Below are 15227 nucleotides of genomic sequence, written 5' to 3'. Positions count from 1 at the left end.
ATGGCGAACATTCCGAGCCTCGAAGACGACACGCTGTTTCTGGCCTGCACCCGCCCGGCGATGATCGCCGGCGTGACGATGGAGGCGATGGGCGTCAATATCATGCTGACGACCGTCTTCTACATCACAGCGGGATCGATCGCCTACGCGCTCACCGGGATCGTCTTCCATGTCCTGTTTCGCGCGCTCGTCAAGCACGACCACAATATGTTTCGGATCCTGATCGCTTGGATCGAAACCCGTGGCCGCTCCCGCAATGCCGCCTATTGGGGCGGCGCCACACTCTCGCCTCTGACGCTCACCCGGCGTTATGACGAAAGGGATCTCAGCTTTGTTTAACATTGCGACGCTCCGGTCGCGCGAGCTCGGGCCGGAGACCTTCATTCCCTATATCAGGCATGTCGACGAGACGACCATTGCGCTCGAAACCCGAGCTTTGATGGCGATGATCGCCCTCGACGGAGTTTCCTTCGAAACATCGGACATCAGGGACCTCAATGGCCTGCATCGCAGCCTGAACACGCTCTATCGCAATATCGCCGACGAGCGGCTGGCGCTCTGGACGCATGTCGTGCGCCGCCGCGACAATGCCTATCCCGACGGACGCTTCGCCAATCCCTTCTCCGACGGTCTGAATGCCAAATACCGCGAGCGGATGGTTGGCGAAGATCTGTTTCGCAACGATCTCTATCTCACCCTCGTCTGGCATCCCGGCCGGGATCCCGCCGAACAGGCCGCCAGGCTTCTCTCCCGGCTCGGCAAGGCGCGCCGCTCCGGTATCGAGCTTGACGAGCACGCCTTGAAGCATCTGCGCGACCGGGTGGCGGATGTCGTCGCCGGCCTGCAGCGGTTCGAGCCGAGGCTGCTCACTCTGGACGAACAGGACGGCATCCTGTTCTCCGGCCCGAGCGAAGTGCTCCACCAGATCGTCGGCGGGCGGCGGGAACCGATTCCGTTGACGGAGGGACGAATTTCCTCGGCGATCTATTCCGATCGGGTGATATTCGGGCGCGAGACCGTCGAGATCCGTCACGAGGCCGACAGCCGCTATGCCGGCATGTTCGGCTTCAAGGAATATCCGGCGACGACGCGCAGCGGCATGCTCGACGCTATCCTGACCGCACCTTTCGAGCTCATCCTGACGCAGTCCTTCGCCTTCACCTCAAAGGCCGATGCCCGCACGATCATGGGTCGCAAGCAGAACCAGATGGTCAGTGCCGGCGACAAGGCAGCCTCGCAGATCGAAGAACTCGGTGAGGCGATGGACGACCTTGAATCCAATCGCTTCGTTCTTGGGGAACATCATCTTACGCTTGCCGTCTTCGCTCCCTCGGTCAAGGAACTGACCGATCACATGGCGAAGGCGCGCGCCTATCTCACCAGCGGCGGCGCGGTCGTCGCCCGCGAGGATCTTGGGCTCGAGGCTGCCTGGTGGGCACAACTGCCGGGCAATTTCCGCTATCGCGCGCGCTCGGGAGCGATCACGTCGCGCAACTTCGCAGCCCTTGCTCCCTATCACTCCTATCCGACAGGTCAGAAGGACGGCAACGAGTGGGGACCGGCCGTCGCCATGCTCAAGACCGCATCCGGTTCACCCTTCTATTTCAATTTCCACCACGGCGACCTCGGCAACACTTTCGTCTGCGGCCCGTCGGGTGCGGGCAAGACGGTGCTCTTGAACTTCATGCTGTCGCAGCTCGAAAAGCATGATCCGCATATGGTCTTCTTCGACAAGGACCGCGGCGCCGATCTCTTCGTACGCGCGGCCGGTGGCACCTATCTGCCGCTCAGTAACGGTGCCGCCACCGGCTGCGCGCCGTTGAAAGCACTGGAATTCACTGCGGAAAACAAAGTATTCCTCACCGGCTGGATCGCCAAGCTGGTGCGACCCGCATCTGGAGAATTATCGATTACCGAGTTGCGCGACATCGCCTTGGCGGTCGACGGGGTGGCGGACCTGCCGGTGGAGCGTCGCTCCATCGGCGCCCTGCGCACGTTCCTCAACAACACCGATCCCGAGGGCATTGCCGCACGTCTCCGACGATGGGAAAAGGGCGGCCCGCTCGGCTGGGTCTTCGACAACGAGGCTGACGACATCGGCATCGGCGCCAGGTTCATCGGCTACGACATGACCGATTTCCTCGACAATGAGGAGATCCGCACGCCGTTGATGGCCTACCTGTTCTATCGCATCGAGCAGCTGATCGACGGGCGTCGCATCATCATTGTCATCGACGAGTTCTGGAAGGCGCTGCAGGACGAAGGCTTTCGTGATCTCGCCCAGAACAAGCTCAAGACGATCCGCAAGCAGAACGGTCTCATGCTGTTTGCGACCCAGAGCCCGCGCGACGCCATCGTATCGCCGATCGCCCACACTATCATCGAGCAGTGCCCGACCCAGATCTTTCTTCCGAACCCGCGCGGCGACCGCGCCGACTATGTCGACGGCTTCAAGCTGACTGAGCGCGAATTCGAGCTCGTCTCGCGCGAGCTCTCCGTCGAGAGCCGCCGGTTTATCGTAAAGCAGGGGCACAATAGCGTCGTCGCCGAGCTGAACCTCAACGGCTTCGACGACGAACTCGCCATCCTCTCCGGCCGGACGGCCAATGTCGAGCTTGCCGATGCCATCCGCGCGGAGATCGGCGAGGGACGGGAGGACTGGCTTGCCGCGTTTCACCAGAGGAGGAAGACAGCATGATCCGCACAGGAACGATGCGTCTATTCTTTTTATCGGCCGCTCTTTTGGCGCCGGCGATGCTGGCATCGGCCCAGGGAATCCCCGTCATCGATCAAACATCGATCGCCAAGCAGATTGAGAGCATCGCGCAGCTGAAGTCCCAGCTCGACACCTTGAACCAGCAGCTCCAGCAAGCCCAGCAGCTCTACGGCTCGCTGAACAAGATCACCAACATGGCCGACGTCGCCAACCTGCTGAACGATCCGTCGATCCGCAAGGCGCTTCCGCAGGACTTCGACGGGATCGAGGGGCTGTTCAAAGGTTCCGGCAGCGGCGTCTTCGGTAGTTCCGCTTCGAAGTTCCTTCAGGACAATTCCACCTACCGCACCGATGCCGACGATTTCTATGCGCAGGAGCTGTCGCGCATCCAGAACCAGAACGCCGGGCAGATGAGCCTCGGCCAGCAGATCTACGATGCGGCGACCAAGCGCATCGACGGCATCGATGAGCTTCGCCAGAAAATCTCAAGTGCCGCCGATGCCAAGGACATCGCCGATCTGCAGGCCCGCCTCCAAGCCGAGACCGCCTTCCTGCAAACCGATGTTCTGCGCATGCAAGGCCTGCAGATGGTCCAGCAGGCTCAGGTGCAGGTCGATGAGCAGCGCAAGGCTGAGGACTGGCGCAAGCGCATGGACACGATGGGAGCGGCGCTGAAATGAAGTGGCTTCCTTCTCGCGCGGCGATGCTTTTACTGGCGGCCTGCTCCCCACAGGCGGATAAGATTTACACCGTCGATGAGCTCATGGCGGACGATAGTCTGCTCGCTACGATTATCGGCGAATGCCGTAACAATCCCGGAGAACTCCACGATAAGCCCAATTGCCGCAACGCCGAGGCAGCCGACGGCAAGCTGCGGCTGGAGCGGATGGGCAAGTCGTTGGGAGGCTGACGATGTATCAGGTCTTCAGCTTCGTCGACGGACAGTTCAAGACACCGCTCGAGAACTTCATTTCGTCGGGCACCTCCAATATCGCCAGCTGGGTCAGCGGCCCGCTGACGGCCGCACTCACGCTCTATGTCGTGCTCTACGGTTATCTCGTTCTGCGCGGCTCCGTGCAGGAACCGATCCTCGAATTTGCCTTCCGGGCGATGAAGCTCGCCATCATCGTCATGCTGGTGAGGAACGCCGGCGACTATCAGACCTACGTCACCAATATTTTTTTCGATGCGCTGCCGCGCGGAATCTCGCAGGCGCTGAACTCCGGCACGGCGCCGAGCGCATCGACCTTCGACAGCCTGCTCGATAAGGGCCAGAAATGCGCCAAAGAGATATGGTCGCGGGGTTCCTGGCCTATCGATATCGTCACCGGCGTGGGCGGCCTACTGGTTATCGGCGCAAGCTTTCTTGTCGCGGCGATCGGTTATATCGTTTCGCTCTATGCCCGGCTGGCGCTTGCCATCGTGCTGGCAATAGGTCCGATCTTCATCGCGCTCGCCATGTTCCAGTCGACCCGCCGGTTCACCGAATCCTGGATCGGCCAGCTCGTCAATTTCGTCATCCTTCAGGTGCTGGTCGTTGCCATCGGCTCGCTGCTGATCACCTGCATCGATACGACGTTTACGGCGATCGAAGGCTATAGCGACGTGCTGATGCGGCCGATCGCGCTCTGCGCCATTTGCGTCGCCGCTCTTTATGTATTCTATCAACTGCCCGGCATTGCTTCGGCTCTTGCGGCGGGCGGGGCGTCGCTCACCTATGGCTACGGCGCGGCCCGCGATGCGCATGAAAGCACGCTCGCCTGGGCGACATCCCACACAGTCAGAGCGGTCGGCCGCGGCGCGCGTTCCGTCGGCCGCCGCCTGACGCCAGGCCGGACCGAATGACGGCCCCAACGCTTCAGATAGTTGAACAGGTTTTTTTGGATGCTCCGTATCGTTTTATCGCTTTTGTTGACCGCTGGTCTCGTAGGCTGCGGTTCGATTTCCCACCCGTTGCCCAAATGTGATGGTTATTCCCGCCGGCCGCTGAACCGCGCCATGTGGCAATGGCAGGACAGTGGAGGCGAGCAGCCGGCGACCCGGGCCATTCCCGCTGAGCCGACCAGTCACGCTGCCTCCTATGTGGCGGAACCATCTTCAGCCACACCGGCCGCTTTCGCGCATTTCGATGTCGCGGGCTCCTACCGTCCATGCGAGGGCGAATGACATGGTGACCACGGATAACCTCAAAAGTTACTTCGACAAGGCCCGTCGGTTCGATCAGGACCGGATGATCCAGGTCGAGCGTTCCGCCCGCATTGCCTGGTTCGTCGCTGCTTGCGCCGGGACGCTTGCTGCCGTTTCCGTCTTTGCCGTTGCCGGCCTCACGCCTTTGAAAACCGTCGAGCCCTTCGTCGTGCGGGTCGATAATTCCACCGGTATCGTCGATGTGGTCTCGGCGCTGACATCGACCGCCGGCACCTACGACGAGGCCGTCACCAAATATTTCGCGGCCAAATATGTCCGCGCCCGCGAGGGCTACGTCTGGAGCGAGGGTGAGGAGAATTTCCGCACCGTCGCCTTGCTGTCGACGCAGCCGGAACAGACTCGATTTGCCGCTGTCTACCGCGGCAGCAATCCCGATTCCCCGCAGAACATTTATGGCCGCAGCGCCACGTCGCGGATCAACATTGTTTCCATCTCGCTGATCAATGCCAATGTGGCATCCGTCCGCTATATGAGGACCGTGACCCGCGGTGACGAGGTGCGCACCACGCACTGGGTTACGACCCTGACCTTCTCCTATGCCAACGCTCCGATGTCCTCGACCGACCGGCTGACCAATCCGCTCGGCTTCGTCGTCAGCGAATATCGCGCCGATCCGGAGGCCATCAATTGAGACCGCACTTTCTCCTTCCGCTCATCCTGGCCACCGGGTTTTCGTCTGCAGCGCTCGCCCTCGAGACGCCGCGCGGCGCCGCGCAGGACAGCCGCATCCGTTTCGTCGACTACCAGCCCTATAACATCACCAAAGTCGTCGGCACACTGCGGTCTTCGGTGCAAATCGAATTCGCCGCCGACGAGGAAATCGCTCATGTGGCGCTTGGCAACAGCGTTGCTTGGGAAGTGGCGCCGGCCGGCAACATCCTGTTCCTGAAGCCCAGGGAAAATCAGCCGGTGACGAATATCTCGGTCGTGACGACACGACGGGACGGCTCGACCCGCAGCTATCAGATGGAACTCACCGTCCGCGACGGCAGCGTCGAAGCCGGTCAGAACACCTATTTCTATGTGAAATATCGCTATCCCGCTGATGAGGCGGAGCGGCGCCGCCAGGAAGCGGCTGCGCGCGCGCAGGCGGCGGAGGCCGGTGAGGCCGATCGCGTGCTTGCCCTTCACGAAGCCTATGGACCGCGCAACTGGCGTTATTCCGCGCAAGGATCTCAGGCGCTCGAACCGCAAGCGGTCTATGACAACGGCAAGGTCACCACCTTCGCTTTTGCCGGCAACCAGGAAATGCCGGCGATCTATATGGAAAACTCCGACGGCAGCGAAAGCCTGGTTCCGAAGTCAGTCGACGGCAATCTCGTCCTCGTTCACGCGATCAGCCGCAAGTTCATCCTGCGCCGTGGCGGCGACGTGCTTTGCGTCTTCAACGAAGCCTACGATCGCGTCGGCACCAATCCCGAGACCAACACGACGTCACCATCGGTCGAGCGCGTCGTCAAAGTGCCGCCCGGCGCGGCGCAATAGGAGGTGACATGGCCGAGGAAGAGATGACCCAGATCCCGGGCGAGCGCGCCGAGACGTCGGCCGGCGGCCGGCTCGACAATAACCCGATCCTCAAACGTGGCGCTGTCGCCTTGGCGATCGTCGTCTTTGTCGCGTTTGCTCTCTGGTCGATGCGAGGGCAGGACAAGCCGTCAGACGGTGCCCCGCCGGAGCGCGTCGTCATCCGGCAGACATCGGATTTCGAACCGGCGAAGGAACCGGTCCAGCCTGTAGCGCCTCTTCCGCAGGTCCAACTGCCGACGCCCGCTGTCACAGAACAAGCGCCCACGGACGACGATAAGCTGCTCGACGCTGCCCGCCGTGCGCCGGTCATCGCCTATGGCGGCGAGAAATCGCCGGCGACGCGGCGGCAGGATCAAGGCGAGGCGTCGGATCAGGCCTCGAATTACGTGCCGCTCGGCGCCAATCCCGGCGGCTTCGCCTCGCAGGGCGAAAACGAAGATCAGCGCTTCAACCGCTTGCTGACGCCGACGCAGTTGCAGGGATCGCGCGCCGGCACGCTTGGCAACCGCGATTTCATCGTCGCTATGGGGACGTCCATTCCTTGCGTTCTCGAGACCGCGCTCTCCTCCGATCAGCCGGGGTTCACGAGCTGCGTCATCAACCGGGACGTTCTTTCAGATAACGGCCGCGTGGTGCTGATGGAAAAAGGCACGCAGATCGTCGGTGAATATCGCGGCGGCATTCGGCGCGGACAAAAGCGTCTGTTTGCCCTTTGGAACCGGGCGAAGACGCCGAAAGGCGTGATCATCACTTTGGCATCGCCGGCAACCGATGCGCTTGGCCGGGCCGGCATCGATGGTTATGTCGACACCCATTGGTGGGAGCGGTTTGGCAGCGCAGTGCTCCTGTCGATCGTCGGTGATGCCAGTTCCTATGCCAGCAGCCGGCTGCAGGACAGCGATGTCGAAGCGCGAAACACCACCAGTGCCGGTCAGCAGGCCGCGGCGATCGCCGTCGAGCAATCGATCAACATTCCGCCGACGCTCTTGAAACATCAGGGCGAGCTCGTTTCGATCTTCGTCGCACGCGATCTCGATTTCTCCAGCGTCTACCGGCTTCGTGTGACTGAGCCCCGCAATCGTGTCTATGACCGTGCTGTCCTTGGGGATTTCAGCCCCTCCTCGAAGCTCGTGACAAAATAGGTTCGGCAATGACTGAAGCTGCCGACTCCGGCGTCGTGCGCGAACTGCTTTCGCCACTATCACGCTTCCTACGCGACAAGACGCTCTATGAGGTCATCGTCAACCGGCCGGGACAGGTCGTCACGGAGGGTAGGGACGGATGGCAGACCTATGAGATGCCCGAACTTTCGTTCGACCGGCTGATGCGTCTCGCCCGCGCCGTCGCGAGCTTCTCCGATCAATCGATCGACGAGACGCGGCCGATCCTGTCGGCGACCCTGCCGGATGATGAGCGGATCCAGATCGTCATCCCGCCGGCAACGACGAAGGGAACCGTCAGCATCACCATCCGCAAGCCGTCCTTCGTGTCGCTGACCCTTGAGGATCTCGATCATGGAGGATTGTTCGCCGACGTTTTGCGGGTCGACGGCGACGGGAGCCGATCGGACCAAAGGCTGTTGGAATACTATCGCATTGGCGCCTACAAAGCGTTTCTCCGGGAGGCGGTGTTTGCAAGAAAGAACATCATCATCTCCGGCGCCACCGGGTCGGGAAAAACAACTCTATCAAAAGCGCTGATCCGCCACATTCCGCAAAGCGAGCGGATTATTTCGATCGAAGACACTCCCGAGCTGGTGGTCCCGCAGCCCAACCATGTTCGGCTCCTTTACTCCAAAGGCGGGCAGGGGCTCGCCAAGGTCGGCGCGAAGGACCTGCTCGAATCCTGCCTGCGCATGCGGCCCGACCGCATTTTGCTGCAGGAGCTGCGGGACGGGACGGCATTCTACTACATCCGCAATGTCAACTCCGGCCATCCTGGCTCCATCACCACGGTCCATGCCGACTCCGCCCGCCTCGCCTTTGAGCAGCTGACTTTGCTGGTCAAGGAGTCGGAGGGTGGTGGGGACCTCGAACGGCACGACATCCGCGAGATGTTGACGATCGCGGTCGACATCATCATCCAATGCAAGCGGATCGACGGCCGGTTTCGGGTGAGCGAGATCTACTATCGAGACGCCACGACTGACCTCGGCCGCTCTTCGTCGGATCGAGCTTAACAGGTTGCGTCCGGGCCTCTAACAATTCTGTTGGTCTCGACCGTCAGTCCAATTGTGCGGCCTTGTCACGCAGGACCACTGAAAACGCGCGGAGCCCCTGATGGTCCAGTGCATCAATGAATTCGTGAACCGCCGGCACCGTCTTCCGCAAATTCAACCGGGCGCGCCTGATGCTGTCGATCAATGCGCTCGAAAAGGTGGAATGGAGGCCCACGAGGAAATTGTCTGGCGATGCGCAGGCCACCCCATGAGGCCGAAGGTCCGCGGCTGGGAAATCCTTTAGATTCCACGTGACAATCACAGAAGCCTTTCCGGCGATGGCTGCAGCTAAAACATGACGATCATCCGGATCCGGTAGCGAGAGGTCGGGGATGAGAATTCGGTGGTTGCCGACATCGGCATCGGGCAAAACTTCCTTGATCCGATCACGGGTCGCTTCCAGACGGGAGAAGGGTATCTCGGGTGAGCCGATGGCCAGATTGCGAATCCACTCGGCGTGGATGTCGTCGGTCCAGCGTGCGTCGACGAGACCGTCGAAAGCACACTGGACCAAGACATTACGCAAATGGAAAGGGTAGAGGACGCAGGCATCATAGACCGCGACAGGCGGCTTAGAGGCCATGATTGACGGTCAGATCCTCTGTGTCCTCGGCCAGCGCGTCGAGGCTTTTCTGGCGAGCATCGAGCTTGGCCTTGAGCGCGAGAACATCCTTCAACTTGGCTCGGCGGTGCTTGCCGACATAGCGGAAGGGCAGATCGCCGCGATCCATGCGCAGCACCACGAGAGGACGTGAGATGCCGAGGATGGTGGAGGCGTCGGTCGGGCTCAATTCCTGATCTTCCGTGAGCACGGCAACACGCTTGCCGCGCAACAGATGATCGAGGAGTGCCTCGACAGGCGCGAGAGCCGAGGCTGGGAGAGAAAGGGTTTGAAGTTGTCCACCTTCACGGCGAATCCGTAGTTCCAGTTGGTCGCCCTCCGCCAGATTTGGCATAGGCGCGACGGCCTTGCGGTCGCGATCCGACAACTTGGTAAATTGAAGAACATGGCTGGTCATGGCGAACACCTCTGACCATGTATATAGGGCAAGTCGCTCATAACTGCAATAACTGAAATATCTTCCGCTTTCCATCTCCGATTTCCGGGTGCCATAGGAGCGCGCGGCGAACGAGCTCGACCCGCCAACTTGAAGCGTGGGTTACCGCCAACGGCAAGCGCTCCGCTTCCGATGTGATCGTGCAATGCAAAGGGGCCGCCTCACCAACTATGCAGAAAAATAGGGCCGCTGGAAAACCAGGGCCCTTTAAGGTGTGAAGGTCAATAACCTCCAGAGGGGAACAGCTGATACGATGGCACTGGGAGGAAAACCATCGACTGCATCAACTGGAGGCAATATGCTCATATTTTGACCGCCTGGTAAAACATTTTTTGTGCAGTGCAGCTATGCAGAAATGGCAGAGAGTTCTCTGGGCCGATTTGACCGGGATATAGCTTCACGCAGTCGAGATCGCCCGGGCGATGGCTTCCTTTTAGGGCGTCTACGTCGCTGACCAAGGAGGCTGGTGTGGATCATGGCAGCCGCGGCATTTCGCCTTCGGCCACACGCCAGATCCACGGCGTCATCTCGGCTCTCGCGGCGATCATCTCATTCAGTGCAACGTCATAGTCTTCGTCGGCCTTCGTCGGAACGATGAACATGGCGATCGGCGCTGGCTTTGCCTCCGGTAAGGTCACGGAGGCAATCGGCTGGTCGCGCGAAAGATCGAACCGGAGTCCTTTCACGCTCCTTCGCTTCAGGCTTGAGAGCCGCTCCAGGAGACGCTGTTCATGGATGGTTTCGAACGGGATCCAGTTCTCGTTGACCACCATCAGCGCCACTTCCTCGACCGAAGCTATCCCCGCTCCCGAAATGCCGAACGTGGCGATGACGATGAGATGAAACCCCTCGTTGGATCGCCACAGTTCCAGTTCGGTTTCATATCGGGCATTCAACCGTTTCCACGCACCCTCATCGAGCATGAAGGGGAAAGGCAGGTGGCGCACCAGCATCTTCTGGCCATCGCGCGCTGAGGAAAATTCCTTTACCTCTCCGACGGTCATCATCAGTTTCCGCGGACCGGGACCGGTTAACTGGGCGCCGGCCAACATAGCCGCACGCCGCGCTGAAATCCCCTCTTTGTCGTCCTGATGAAACACTTCCGGGACAAACAAGATATCGCTGAGAGGGCCGCCGCGGACGATCATCTGCTTTGCCGCGTTCACCAGACTGCTGCGCACGCGCCCCCAGCCGCGTTTCCCGGCCCATAGCGAGGTCCATTCCGTCAGCTCCCCCATGTCCCAGAGATAATGGAGCATCGCCCTGAGCGAGAGCTTCTTGGGCTCGCTTCGCACAGTCTCCGACGGCTCCGAAGGCGATGTCGACGTCGATCGGCCCCCTCGTTTCGACAGCGAAAAATCGAGTTTCAGCGTTGCCGCACCGGTCGCCGCGTCGATTTGGATGGCGTTGCCGATCAACGGCCCGAGGCCGGATAGCTCATACGGCGGGTCGTAAGACGAGCAGCCGGGATCATGCTGCCGGCCTGAGAGCGGCATGCGTTTGATCAGGAATTGGCCATCCATCCGGGCAATGTACATCGGCACCGGCGGTTGCCGGCACTGGCAAAGTGGCCTGAGCTTCTGTTCGTAAGCGCGTTCGAGCTGCGGCAGAAACTCTGGAGAACTGTCGTCGAACGCCTGGTTGCCGATCAAAAACTGTCGCACGTCGTTCCTCCCTTGCCTGACCAAAGGCTGATCGAACCGTAAAAGGAAGGCGTAGCATGAGCTTCGCGGACTTTACTAGCGCAAAATAGTTAGTATGTAAATGTTACGGCCGCTGGGGCCGATTTCAACGCCATAGGCAGGAACGTGCATTCCAGCCTCCAAAAATTAAAATTAACGATCATGATAATTAGAAGTCAACGGTGCGTTGATTAGAAGTCAGCCCGTCAAAATGTAGAGGCTGCGCCAGCATAAAGTGAGTTCTAATCGCGTGCTACCCAGCCCTTCGAGCCGGCCGGCGCTGAACCGCCAATCACCTTGCCGCCTTCCGACTGCCCAATGGCTGCCGGCGTCTCTACATCGCAGCTGACGCCGATGCGGCCGGCCGGCACGTATCGAGGGATTGAGCTGCCGCGCCCAGGCGCTGGGGATCCTGCCGCTAGTGCTTGCCCCGGAGCTCGGCGACTTCAACGAGGATCTGCGCCGGCTCAGTCCGGAACGGCTCATCGCTAATCTCAGGGCGCAGCTCGTTCTGGAAAACGCTCTGGCCTTTCTGCCCGCATGATCGAGCCGGACGGGGAAGGTGAGGGCGTGAGGGCCTACAGGATGGCCGGTCTCTGCCGGTCGCCGCACGGGTGGGCGCCCGCCCGCGGGCCTGCCGAGAGGCGACCCTTACCATGCGGCGGGCGGGCCTTCAGCGGGTCGCTCAGGTTTCTTCCCCTGGCTTAGGCCGCGTGCGGCCCGCCATTCCTGGCACAGCAAGAAACCTTCCTTCCGCCGCCCGGCGCTTCGCTGGGCCGCGGCGTCAGGCGCCGCGGTTCCGGCCCGTCTGCCGCGTGGACAGGGATCGCCGTCAGGCCGCGAGAGGCGCGGCCCAAATCCGACGGAGACCATCATGAACCTAAGTCTTCCCATCGACGACGCCTTCGAGCCCCGCCCCGCCTCGTCCCCAACCGACCGTTTCATCTACGAGATGCAGATCTACGGCCATCGCCCCTTCCAGGATGAACCGGACCCGCGTCCGCTGCCGGAGGAGCCGGTCGTCCAGTCGGCGCTGACCGCCATGTTCGATGCTCTATTCGAAATGCTCGGCGATACCCGCCTGGAGCCCGATCTCGAAGACCTCCTGTGGTCGACGGTCAATCTCTTCCACCGCGCCGGCGAGCGCATCCAGCGTTTGAGCTTCAGCGTAATGAGGATAGCCAACGCAACGGTCAGCGCGAGCAGGACGGCTCGGAGGTCAAGAGTGTCGAGTTGGAGCGCCTCGTTGCCGAAGGCATCACGCTGCTTGAGCGCCGCAATGCCTTCGAGTTCATGCACGCCTATGCGGGCGACCTCTTCGAAGCCAATGCGGCTCGGCATAGCGGCCGCGGACGGGCTCCAAGGTCAGCCACGCCAACATGACCGCGGCGATGATCGACTCCAGAGACTTTCTATCCGCCCGCCGGCGCGCCGAGACCGAAGTGCTGATCCCGGCAGGCACCAAGATCGCCTCCGGCGGCGGCATCGACTACAATGATCACGAACGAATCTGGGCGAAACTCGATCAAGCCCTCGCTAAATATCCCGACATGGTGCTGCTGCACGGCGGCTCGCCGAAGGGCGCCGAACGTATCGCTGCCTGCTGGGCAGAAGCGCGCAAGGTGATACAGATCGCCTTCAAGCCGAACTGGACGAAGCACGCCAAGGCCGCACCGTTCCGCCGCAAATGACGACATGCTCTCGGTCATGCCGGCTGGCGTCGTCATCTTCCCCGGCAATCTGGCCGACAAGGCCCGCCGACTTGGCATCTCCGTTTGGCAAGCGGCGGGAGATGGCGCGTAAGCGCCATCTGTCCATACGGCTGAAGGAGATGCTTGCATTTCGTAAAAATTGTGTACACATTTGCCGTTGAAACGGAGCTTCGCCATGACCCAATCTCGGCAGCAGATACCATCTCCCCGCCGTGTCGGCGTGCGGGAATTTCGCGGCAACCTGACGTCTTTCCTCAAGCAGGTCGAAGACGGCCAGCGGTTCGTCCTGACGTCGCATCACAAGGTTGTCGCCGAAATCGGCCCGCCGTCAGCCGGCGTCGTCATGCGGAAACCAGGCGCGTTGCGCGGAAAGATCAAAGTTGCCGATGACTTCGATGGTCTGCCGGCGGATGTTCTGAAGTCCATGGAAGACGGGACGTGAGGCTGCTGCTCGATACACATGCCTTGCTGTGGTGGCTGAACGACGACGAGAAGCTAGGGAACCATGCGCGTCGCCTTATCGGCGATCCCGAGAATGATGTCCTCGTCAGTGCTGTCTCCCTTTGGGAAATCACTGTGAAGCTGCGCATCGGCAAACTTGATGCCGATATCGAAGAGATTGTTGCGATTTTGCCGGATCAAGGTTTCGACCGGCTGGATATCTCGGACGCGCATCTTATCGTTCTCGCTGCTCTTCCACTTCATCACCGCGATCCTTTCGATCATCTGCTCATGGCGCAAGCCGTGGCGGAGGGAGCGTATTTGGTTTCGGACGATCAAAATGTCGCGCTTTATGGCATTCCGTTTGTGACTTGCTCCGATCCTGTTGCCTGGTGATCTCACCGAGCTTGGCTCCGCGGATGAAGCCGGCTCAGACCGTTCCGGTTGCGTGTTTGCCAATGGCGATGTACCTGGCGACCCATCGGCGGCTCAGGTGCTTGGGAGCGGGCACGTTTGGGGAAGATCACTCATTCGACGCCCGCGTGAACAGCTTCACCCGGGATTGGAGCGTCTGCAGACGGCAATGCGGTGCTGCGGCGACCTCGCCGATCAGCAGAAATGCTATCGAGGTGCTCACAGCCTGCCGCAGCCGGGAGCGGGCGAGGGTATTATGTTGATCGACATGCGGGCGAAGCGTCCGTGGAGTGCGCGGTCAATATCCCCCAGTGCTTGGACCGGGGGGCCATGATGGTTTGTCGCAGCCTTCGATTGCCCCGAACCATTCCCGTTTTATGTCGCTCGTATAGACGACCGCCTGCTTTTGCGGCCAACCCCTGAAGGGGTAAGACTCGCCCGAAATTTTTGCAAAATTCGATTTCGGTTCGTTTGTCCTGGTGGAAAATAGAATTTTGCAAAATTTTCAGGCGAGCTGACCGCAGCAGGTCGGCCGTCTCTTCGTGCGCCATCGGGAATGGTCCCGAGCAACCGAAGGAGACAACAACCATGGCCACCACGATCGCAACGCTCACGCAGAAGACCGACGGCATCCTCGAAGGCGTCTTCGCCACGATCCGGGTCAACGCCCCGATCGCCATCGTCCCAAATGCCAGCAAGGCAAGCGAAGAAGCGCCCGACTACCGCGTCATCCACCGCAAGACGGGCTTCGAGATCGGCGCCGCCTGGAACCGCATCGCGCGGCAGACCGGCGAGGAATACCTCTCAGTGAAGCTTGAGGCCCCCGAGATCGGTGTGATCTTCGGCAATCTCGCACCGGCACCCGGCGGCGATCCGAGCAAGAAGGTGATCCTCTGGAACAGCCCGAACTGAAGAACAAAGCGAGCGGCCCCGAGCAATCGGGGCCGGCTTCGCCGTATCTCAAGTTTTGCGCGCAATAGCGGGATTGAAAGCGGGCATCGAGCCCGCTTTCAATCCTCCTGTCGTGCCACGCGAGACCAAGGACCCTGTCTGCTCAGATACTTGAAGTCTGCCGTGAGGCTCGTGCCGCCTCAAGGACTTCGCGGCCCCTCCAATTTTCAGCCGGCGCCCTGAAGGGCACCGTCAGAAAATCGGTTCCTCCGCTCGCCGGCTCCGCCGGTCGCTGACGCGATCCTTGACCCGGCCCGATCCTCACGACCCCGGGCGTCATCTTTCACATTTCAGGAGATG

The 15227-nt window shown here is 60.9% G+C and carries 16 protein-coding genes and 2 pseudogenes; 15 read left to right on the top strand and 3 right to left on the bottom strand.

The annotated features are described in order from the left end of the window. From CO657_RS23255 to virB11, 10 genes are read left to right on the top strand one after another with little or no spacing between them, the layout of a single operon-like run. Entirely contained in the window at nucleotides 1-339 is a 339-nt protein-coding gene (locus CO657_RS23255) for a VirB3 family type IV secretion system protein (RefSeq protein WP_054185355.1), read from the top strand. Further along, nucleotides 332-2698, top strand: a complete 2367-nt coding sequence (locus CO657_RS23250) for a VirB4 family type IV secretion/conjugal transfer ATPase (RefSeq protein ID WP_054185354.1) — start codon at nucleotides 332-334, stop codon at nucleotides 2696-2698. Before CO657_RS23255 ends, CO657_RS23250 begins: the two co-directional genes overlap by 8 nt. Beyond that, nucleotides 2695-3396, top strand: coding sequence for a P-type DNA transfer protein VirB5 (gene virB5 / locus CO657_RS23245; RefSeq protein WP_054185353.1), 702 nt, complete (start codon nucleotides 2695-2697; stop codon nucleotides 3394-3396). The genes CO657_RS23250 and virB5 overlap by 4 nt, the downstream gene beginning before the upstream one ends. After that, nucleotides 3393-3626 carry an EexN family lipoprotein gene (locus tag CO657_RS23240; protein ID WP_054185352.1) on the top strand — a complete coding sequence of 78 codons (234 nt, stop codon included), beginning with the start codon at nucleotides 3393-3395 and terminating at the stop codon, nucleotides 3624-3626. The genes virB5 and CO657_RS23240 overlap by 4 nt, the downstream gene beginning before the upstream one ends. A gap of 2 nt (nucleotides 3627-3628) precedes the next feature. After that, entirely contained in the window at nucleotides 3629-4561 is a 933-nt protein-coding gene (locus CO657_RS23235; RefSeq protein ID WP_054185351.1) for a TrbL/VirB6 family protein, read from the top strand. A 39-nt stretch (nucleotides 4562-4600) separates the two neighbouring features. After that, a complete protein-coding gene (locus CO657_RS37435) occupies nucleotides 4601-4882 on the top strand; it encodes a hypothetical protein (RefSeq protein ID WP_082366350.1) in 282 nt (93 codons plus the stop codon). 1 nt (nucleotide 4883) lies between these two features. Continuing rightward, nucleotides 4884-5555: a VirB8 family type IV secretion system protein gene (locus tag CO657_RS23225; protein ID WP_054185350.1), complete on the top strand. Its 672-nt coding sequence runs from the start codon at nucleotides 4884-4886 to the stop codon at nucleotides 5553-5555. Continuing rightward, nucleotides 5552-6409, top strand: a complete 858-nt coding sequence (gene virB9, locus CO657_RS23220; RefSeq protein WP_054185349.1) for a P-type conjugative transfer protein VirB9 — start codon at nucleotides 5552-5554, stop codon at nucleotides 6407-6409. The genes CO657_RS23225 and virB9 overlap by 4 nt, the downstream gene beginning before the upstream one ends. Nucleotides 6410-6417: 8 nt before the next feature. Next, the gene (gene virB10, locus CO657_RS23215) at nucleotides 6418-7593 is read left to right on the top strand and encodes a type IV secretion system protein VirB10 (RefSeq protein WP_054185348.1); all 1176 of its coding nucleotides are present in this window, start codon (nucleotides 6418-6420) and stop codon (nucleotides 7591-7593) included. Between the two features lie 8 nt (nucleotides 7594-7601). Next, on the top strand, nucleotides 7602-8630 hold the full coding sequence (gene virB11, locus CO657_RS23210) for a P-type DNA transfer ATPase VirB11 (protein ID WP_054185347.1): 1029 nt from the start codon (nucleotides 7602-7604) through the stop codon (nucleotides 8628-8630). Between the two features lie 43 nt (nucleotides 8631-8673). Here the strand turns inward: virB11 and CO657_RS23205 are convergent, their stop codons facing one another. The 3 genes from CO657_RS23205 to CO657_RS23195 form a co-directional block, all read right to left on the bottom strand. Then, nucleotides 8674-9252 (bottom strand): PIN domain-containing protein, encoded by a 579-nt coding sequence (locus CO657_RS23205; RefSeq protein WP_054185346.1) that lies wholly within the window; start codon nucleotides 9250-9252, stop codon nucleotides 8674-8676. Continuing rightward, entirely contained in the window at nucleotides 9242-9688 is a 447-nt protein-coding gene (locus CO657_RS23200) for a MerR family transcriptional regulator (protein ID WP_245293022.1), read from the bottom strand. The genes CO657_RS23205 and CO657_RS23200 overlap by 11 nt, the downstream gene beginning before the upstream one ends. 512 nt (nucleotides 9689-10200) lie before the next feature. Further along, a complete protein-coding gene (locus tag CO657_RS23195; protein ID WP_054185344.1) occupies nucleotides 10201-11391 on the bottom strand; it encodes a DUF1173 domain-containing protein in 1191 nt (396 codons plus the stop codon). A gap of 302 nt (nucleotides 11392-11693) precedes the next feature. On the opposite strand from CO657_RS23195, the pseudogene CO657_RS37430 reads away from it, so the two are divergent. From CO657_RS37430 to CO657_RS23170, 5 genes and pseudogenes are all read left to right on the top strand, one after another. Then, nucleotides 11694-11953 (top strand): annotated as a pseudogene (locus tag CO657_RS37430) (toprim domain-containing protein); the annotation flags it as partial. A 330-nt stretch (nucleotides 11954-12283) separates the two neighbouring features. Further along, a pseudogene (locus CO657_RS23190) lies at nucleotides 12284-13212 on the top strand (DUF2493 domain-containing protein). A gap of 84 nt (nucleotides 13213-13296) precedes the next feature. Next, nucleotides 13297-13563 (top strand): type II toxin-antitoxin system Phd/YefM family antitoxin, encoded by a 267-nt coding sequence (locus CO657_RS23185; protein ID WP_004676093.1) that lies wholly within the window; start codon nucleotides 13297-13299, stop codon nucleotides 13561-13563. After that, nucleotides 13560-13958 carry a type II toxin-antitoxin system VapC family toxin gene (locus tag CO657_RS23180; RefSeq protein ID WP_054185343.1) on the top strand — a complete coding sequence of 133 codons (399 nt, stop codon included), beginning with the start codon at nucleotides 13560-13562 and terminating at the stop codon, nucleotides 13956-13958. Before CO657_RS23185 ends, CO657_RS23180 begins: the two co-directional genes overlap by 4 nt. Before the next feature lie 606 nt (nucleotides 13959-14564). Continuing rightward, a complete protein-coding gene (locus CO657_RS23170; protein ID WP_004676095.1) occupies nucleotides 14565-14888 on the top strand; it encodes a DUF736 domain-containing protein in 324 nt (107 codons plus the stop codon). Nucleotides 14889-15227 lie beyond the last annotated feature (339 nt).

Origin of the sequence: Rhizobium acidisoli, from assembly GCF_002531755.2 — a bacterium.
GTDB lineage: Bacteria > Pseudomonadota > Alphaproteobacteria > Rhizobiales > Rhizobiaceae > Rhizobium > Rhizobium acidisoli.
The sequence above is the reverse complement of the archived record's forward strand: the minus strand, read 5'-3'. Positions and strand labels throughout refer to the sequence as shown.

What these genes read in the sequence shown, in the direction of transcription:
- CO657_RS23205 (WP_054185346.1), bottom strand. Translation starts at nt 9,252, where the DNA reads ATGGCCTCTAAGCCGCCTGTCGCGGTCTATGATGCCTGCGTCCTCTAC.
- virB10 (WP_054185348.1), top strand. Translation starts at nt 6,418, where the DNA reads ATGGCCGAGGAAGAGATGACCCAGATCCCGGGCGAGCGCGCCGAGACG.
- virB11 (WP_054185347.1), top strand. Translation starts at nt 7,602, where the DNA reads ATGACTGAAGCTGCCGACTCCGGCGTCGTGCGCGAACTGCTTTCGCCA.
- CO657_RS23240 (WP_054185352.1), top strand. Translation starts at nt 3,393, where the DNA reads ATGAAGTGGCTTCCTTCTCGCGCGGCGATGCTTTTACTGGCGGCCTGC.
- CO657_RS23185 (WP_004676093.1), top strand. Translation starts at nt 13,297, where the DNA reads ATGACCCAATCTCGGCAGCAGATACCATCTCCCCGCCGTGTCGGCGTG.
- virB5 (WP_054185353.1), top strand. Translation starts at nt 2,695, where the DNA reads ATGATCCGCACAGGAACGATGCGTCTATTCTTTTTATCGGCCGCTCTT.
- CO657_RS23225 (WP_054185350.1), top strand. Translation starts at nt 4,884, where the DNA reads ATGGTGACCACGGATAACCTCAAAAGTTACTTCGACAAGGCCCGTCGG.
- CO657_RS23170 (WP_004676095.1), top strand. Translation starts at nt 14,565, where the DNA reads ATGGCCACCACGATCGCAACGCTCACGCAGAAGACCGACGGCATCCTC.
- CO657_RS23255 (WP_054185355.1), top strand. Translation starts at nt 1, where the DNA reads ATGGCGAACATTCCGAGCCTCGAAGACGACACGCTGTTTCTGGCCTGC.
- CO657_RS23235 (WP_054185351.1), top strand. Translation starts at nt 3,629, where the DNA reads ATGTATCAGGTCTTCAGCTTCGTCGACGGACAGTTCAAGACACCGCTC.
- CO657_RS23200 (WP_245293022.1), bottom strand. Translation starts at nt 9,688, where the DNA reads ATGACCAGCCATGTTCTTCAATTTACCAAGTTGTCGGATCGCGACCGC.
- CO657_RS37435 (WP_082366350.1), top strand. Translation starts at nt 4,601, where the DNA reads ATGCTCCGTATCGTTTTATCGCTTTTGTTGACCGCTGGTCTCGTAGGC.